General features: G+C 66.5%; 5 protein-coding genes. 1 reads left to right on the top strand and 4 read right to left on the bottom strand.

The features are described 5' to 3' along the window. From VD972_RS19860 to VD972_RS19845, 4 genes are all read right to left on the bottom strand, one after another. The coding region (locus tag VD972_RS19860) for an aldo/keto reductase (RefSeq protein ID WP_324989291.1) at window positions 1-388 on the bottom strand (388 nt) is incomplete at its 3' end. 265 nt (window positions 389-653) lie between these two features. Then, a complete protein-coding gene (locus tag VD972_RS19855) occupies window positions 654-1,070 on the bottom strand; it encodes a hypothetical protein (RefSeq protein WP_324989289.1) in 417 nt (138 codons plus the stop codon). A gap of 187 nt (window positions 1,071-1,257) precedes the next feature. Continuing rightward, on the bottom strand, window positions 1,258-2,052 hold the full coding sequence (locus VD972_RS19850; RefSeq protein WP_324989287.1) for a hypothetical protein: 795 nt from the start codon (window positions 2,050-2,052) through the stop codon (window positions 1,258-1,260). A 118-nt stretch (window positions 2,053-2,170) separates the two neighbouring features. After that, window positions 2,171-2,608, bottom strand: coding sequence for a Spy/CpxP family protein refolding chaperone (locus VD972_RS19845; RefSeq protein ID WP_324989285.1), 438 nt, complete (start codon window positions 2,606-2,608; stop codon window positions 2,171-2,173). Window positions 2,609-2,977: 369 nt separating this feature from the next. Between VD972_RS19845 and dnaE the strand changes: the two genes are divergently transcribed. After that, a partial coding sequence (dnaE, locus tag VD972_RS19840) for a DNA polymerase III subunit alpha (RefSeq protein WP_324989282.1) occupies window positions 2,978-4,772 on the top strand: 1,795 nt, incomplete at its 3' end.

Raw genomic sequence — 4,772 nt, 5'->3', positions numbered from 1 at the left:
CATCCACCACGCCCGGCCGCTCCAGCACCTCCACCGGGCTCGAGTGGAAGTGCATCACGTCGATGACCTCCGTGCGCAGCCGCCGCAGAGCCAGCTCGATCCCCTGGGTGATGCACGGCCCCGTCCAGTCCTCCACCCCCGGCACGCCGTAGCCGCACTTCGTCGAGAGCACGAAGTCCCCACGCCGCCCCTGCAGGTGACGCCCGATGCGCTCCTCGGACAGTCCATAGCTGGGCGCGGTGTCGATGAGGTTGACTCCCGCGTCCAGCACGCCATGGAGCAGCCCCGCTGCCTCAGCCTCGGAGAGCGCCGCATCGCCCACCGGGCCCGCTCCGAAGCCCAGCGCGGAGACCTGCAGGCCAGTGGTTCCCAGGGGGCGGCGCTCCATCACATTCCTCCACGCACGGCCCGCGCGTTGAGCTCGCGGAGCCGATGAGGAGGGGCAGCGTGACAGGATGCGAGTGGGGTGTCAGCGAAGTTCTTCGATAGAGCTGGCCTGGAGCCGTTCACGGGTGTGAAGCAGCCCCCGGCCGTGCGCGCTGAGCAAACCTGTCAGACAACCAGACAGGTTTGCTCAGCGCGCGCCGCCGGCAGGGAGCCGCCCGAGCCTGTCAGGGCCCAGGCAGGACAGGTTGATCCCTCCGCTCCCACGATCAGGGTTCTTGAGAGGCCCCGCTGTCAGCCTGCCGCCGGGTGAGAGGGTGACTGTCTGCAGGTGCGGCGCGCTGCTGCTTGTCCGCCGCGCTCTGCGTGAGGGCGATGCCCACGGGCGCACGGCCCTTCTCATCGGGCCACGGGTCGAAGGTGAGGTAGTGGTCCACTTGTGCGTCCTCTACGCTGTCGGCCTGTGACGCCTGCGGGAAGTTGGCGATCCAGTGGTTCTGTCCGTCCATCATCACCAGGTTGAGGTGCATCGGCGGCACATCCACGCCGCACTGCCTTGCCAGCACCTCCTGCGTGAGGTGGCGCAGCACATCCGCGTTCACTCCGCGGCCTGACGGCAGCTGCGTGTTGTCGCCCTTCGTGTGGGACAGGAGCAACTGCGATAGCTGGGTGAGCCATCGGGGCAACCATGTGTGGACTCCTGCGCTCGGGGGGGGACGCCCTCGTGCCTCCACAACGTCAACGCGGCAGAATGTCCCAGGCGCTGACACCCCTGTCATACAAGCAGACAGGTTCGGCCAGAGCGCGCCGCCAGGGTGCCCATGAAGCGGCTGAGGGCAGGAGGCCGGAGCTGGCACCCGCGCTCCACGCCCGTCATCCCCTCGCGGCCAGATCGATGAAACCGCGGATCCAGATGAGGTTCACCGCGTGGCAGGAGGCCAGCGGAGTGCGTGTGGTCGTCTCCAGCGCGGCTGCGTAGGGCACGCCCCGCCGCGTGAAGTAGTCCGTCACGCTCCCGTCATGGGAGACAATGAGGCCATCCGCATCCGTGTGGTTGTGCTCGTCCACCTTTTGGTGGCGGATGACGGAGACATGCGCGGAGGCCGCCTCCATCATCGGCCGGTACGCCGCCGAGTCTCCAAACGTGTACGCGTACGTGGCCGGGGTGCTCAGGTAGTTGTCCTGGTGGATGTCGAGCGCCGCGGCCGGAGGTGGGAAGCGATCAATGTCCCCCCGCGCGGCCCGCGTCTCCTTGGGCCCCCCGTCGTAGAGCACCCAGCGCAGGAAGGACTCGCCGCGGGCCAGCTCTCCCTTCCACGTGCCGGGTGCCACCTCGTAACGGAGGAAGTCGTTGTTCGGCCGCTCGCCGCTGCGGTTGTAGCGGGTGCCGGCCTCGAAGCCCGAGGGGTTGATGCACGGATAGACGCGCAGCCCCACCTCCCGGGCCCGCGCGTAGGCGACCACCTCCGCGAAGCTCTCCGCCAACGTCAGCGGACCCGCGGGCTCCTCCCCATGAAAGCCGGAGGTGATGACGAGCCAGCGTGGACCGGGGACGGTGAGCCGGAAGAGGGGATACTCCTTCCCGGCCTCCATTACCCGGCCGTACTCGGCCACCTCCGCGAGGGAGGAGTAGGCCATGATGCGGCGAGCGTAATCCGTGTATTCCACGGGCTGAGCATAGTGGCGTACGCCCCCGCAGCCCACCTTCCCGCACCCACGTCGTTCAGTGCGGCACGACTGGCCCGCACCCAGGAGGCACGGGCCGTTCGCGGAGGACACTTGTCTGCTACTTGATGCCCATTCGCTCGCGGTACTCGGTGGACAGCTCCTTGCGCTGCTCCGGGGTGAGGACCTTGTGGACCTCCAGCGCTGCGTCCACCACCTTGTGGGCGAAGGCGCGCACTGCGTCGATGCGGGCATCCACGATGCCGTGGAGCTTCTGCGAGTCCGGGTAGTCGGACTCGAGCTGGCTGAGGACCTCCACGCGCGTGGTCTGGTGCTCCAGGGCCAGGAGCTTGCCCTCGTCGAAGAGCCGGTCCTTCACCCCCTGGACGGCCTGCTTCTGCGACTCCGTGGCCTCCAGGTCCTCCAGCTTGTCGTCCAGCTTCCAGGTGATCATCTGCTTGATGCGCTCGGGATCCTTGCTCCAGCCCCCGCCTCGGAAGCCGCTGAGCAGGACAACAGCGAGGACGGCAGAGGCGGCAATGGCGATCTTCTTCTTCATGGCGTATCTCCAGGCAGGGCCCCGAGGGGCTGTGGGTTCGGCTTCGCCGCAGTGGCGACGGTACACAAGATGCCTGGGGGGCATTGCGAGCGCTTATTGCGTTCGTAAAGAAGTATGAAGGCGGCCGGGCCCTCGCTGGGCGCGAGGGAGGGAGTCCCGGGACATGGGTGTTAACGACGTTGTAGGGGAACTTCCCCCGAGCGTCACATAACCCAGGACGTCCTGCCTTCCCTGTCCAACCCGGGTACGGCACGAGACGTGCCAAAGGCCGATTTTTCGGCCTGGGAGCCTACCTGTTAGGGATGACTGGCGGCGCGCGGTCGAGGCCCCTATTGTTCGCCCGGCCTCTCGCCTGAGTACCCCTCTGCCATGTCCTTTACCCATCTCCACCTGCACACCCTGTACTCCCTCCTGGATGGCGCCATCCGGATGAAGGATCTCATCAAGACGGTGAAGGAGAAGGGGATGTCGAGCGTGGCCGTGACGGATCACGGCAACATGTTCGCCACCATCGACTTCTACAAGAAGGCGAAGGACGCCGGCATCAAGCCCATCATCGGCATGGAGGCGTACGTCGCCGGCACCAAGGGCCGCGAGGACCGCACGGAGAAAGTCGCCCACCACCTCATCCTCGTGGCCCAGAACGCGGAGGGCTACGCGAACCTGCGCTACCTGGCCTCCACCGCGTACATGAACGGGTTCTACTACCACCCGCGCATCGACAAGAAAGTCCTCGCCGAGCACAGCAAGGGCCTCTTCGCGCTCACCGCGTGCCTGGGCGGCGAAGTGACGAGCGCGTGCTTCCGCGGGGACATGGACCACGCGCGCAAGGCGGCGCTCGAGTACAAGAACATCTTCGAGCCCGGCCACTTCTTCCTCGAGGTGCAGTCCAACGGGATGCCCGAGCAGGAGAAGGCCAACGAGAACCTGAAGCAGCTCGGCCGGGATCTGGACATCCCCCTGGCCGCCACCGCGGACGCGCACTACATCAAGCGCGAGGACGCGCGGGCGCACGAGCTGCTCATGTGCATCGCCAGCGGGAAGACGCTGGCGGATGGCAAGCGCATGAAGCACTCCACGGACAAGCTCTACGTCACGAGCCCCGAGGAGATGTTCGAGTTCTTCAAGGACATCCCCGAGGCCGTCCACAACACCCAGCGCATCGCCGATCAGTGCAACCTGGAGCTGAAGCTGGGCAAGCCCATGCTGCCCACCTTCAAGGTGCCCGACAGCCACACTCCGGACAGCTTCATGGCGGAGCTGGCCTTCGAGGGTCTGCACGAGCGCTTCAAGGAGCTGCATCACGCCGGCGCGAGTTTCGATCCGGAGATCTACCGCGCGCGCCTCACCCTGGAGCTGGGCGTCATCCAGAAGATGGGGTTCAGCGGCTACTTCCTCATCGTCCAGGACTTCATCAACTGGGCCAAGAAGGCCAACATCCCCGTGGGGCCGGGCCGCGGCTCGGGCGCGGGCTCGCTCGTGGCGTACGCGCTGCGCATCACGGACCTGGACCCGCTCCCCTACAACCTGCTCTTCGAGCGCTTCCTCAACCCCGAGCGCGTGTCGATGCCGGACTTCGATATCGACTTCTGCCAGGACCGCCGGGACGAGGTGATCCAGTACGTCTCGCGCAAGTACGGGGAGAACAACGTTGGGCAGATCATCACCTTCGGCAGCTTGAAGGCCAAGAGCGTGCTGCGGGACGTGTGCCGCGTCTTCGCCCTGCCCTTCAGCGAGGGCGATCGCATCGCCAAGCTGGTGCCCGAGGTGCTCAACATCACCCTCAAGGAGGCCATCGAGCTGGAGCCGCGCCTCAAGGAGATGCTCGAGAAGCCCTCGAACCTCGGCGAGGTGGACGGCAAGCCGGTGACGACCAAGGATGTGCTGGAGATCGCCCTGGCGCTGGAGGGCCTGCACCGCCAGCCCGGCATGCATGCCGCCGGCGTCGTCATCGCCGACAAGCCGCTGTGGGAGTTCGTCCCCGTCTACCAGCCGCCCGGTGAGAAGACGCTCATCACCCAGTTCGCCAAGGACGAGGTGGAGGCTGCTGGCCTGGTGAAGTTCGACTTTCTGGGCCTCAAGACGCTCACCGTCATCCAGCATGCCCTGAACCTCATCAATCGCCACCGGACGAAGGAGCAGGGGGACCAGCCGCTGCTGGCCC

It is taken from the genome of Hyalangium sp., assembly GCF_035629615.1.
Classification (GTDB): Bacteria; Myxococcota; Myxococcia; order Myxococcales; family Myxococcaceae; genus Hyalangium.
This window is presented reverse-complemented; position numbering and strand designations above follow the sequence as displayed.

Bases quoted from the DNA above. Each gene is read 5' to 3' on its own strand.
- VD972_RS19845 (WP_324989285.1), bottom strand. From the start codon at position 2,608: ATGAAGAAGAAGATCGCCATTGCCGCCTCTGCCGTCCTCGCTGTTGTC.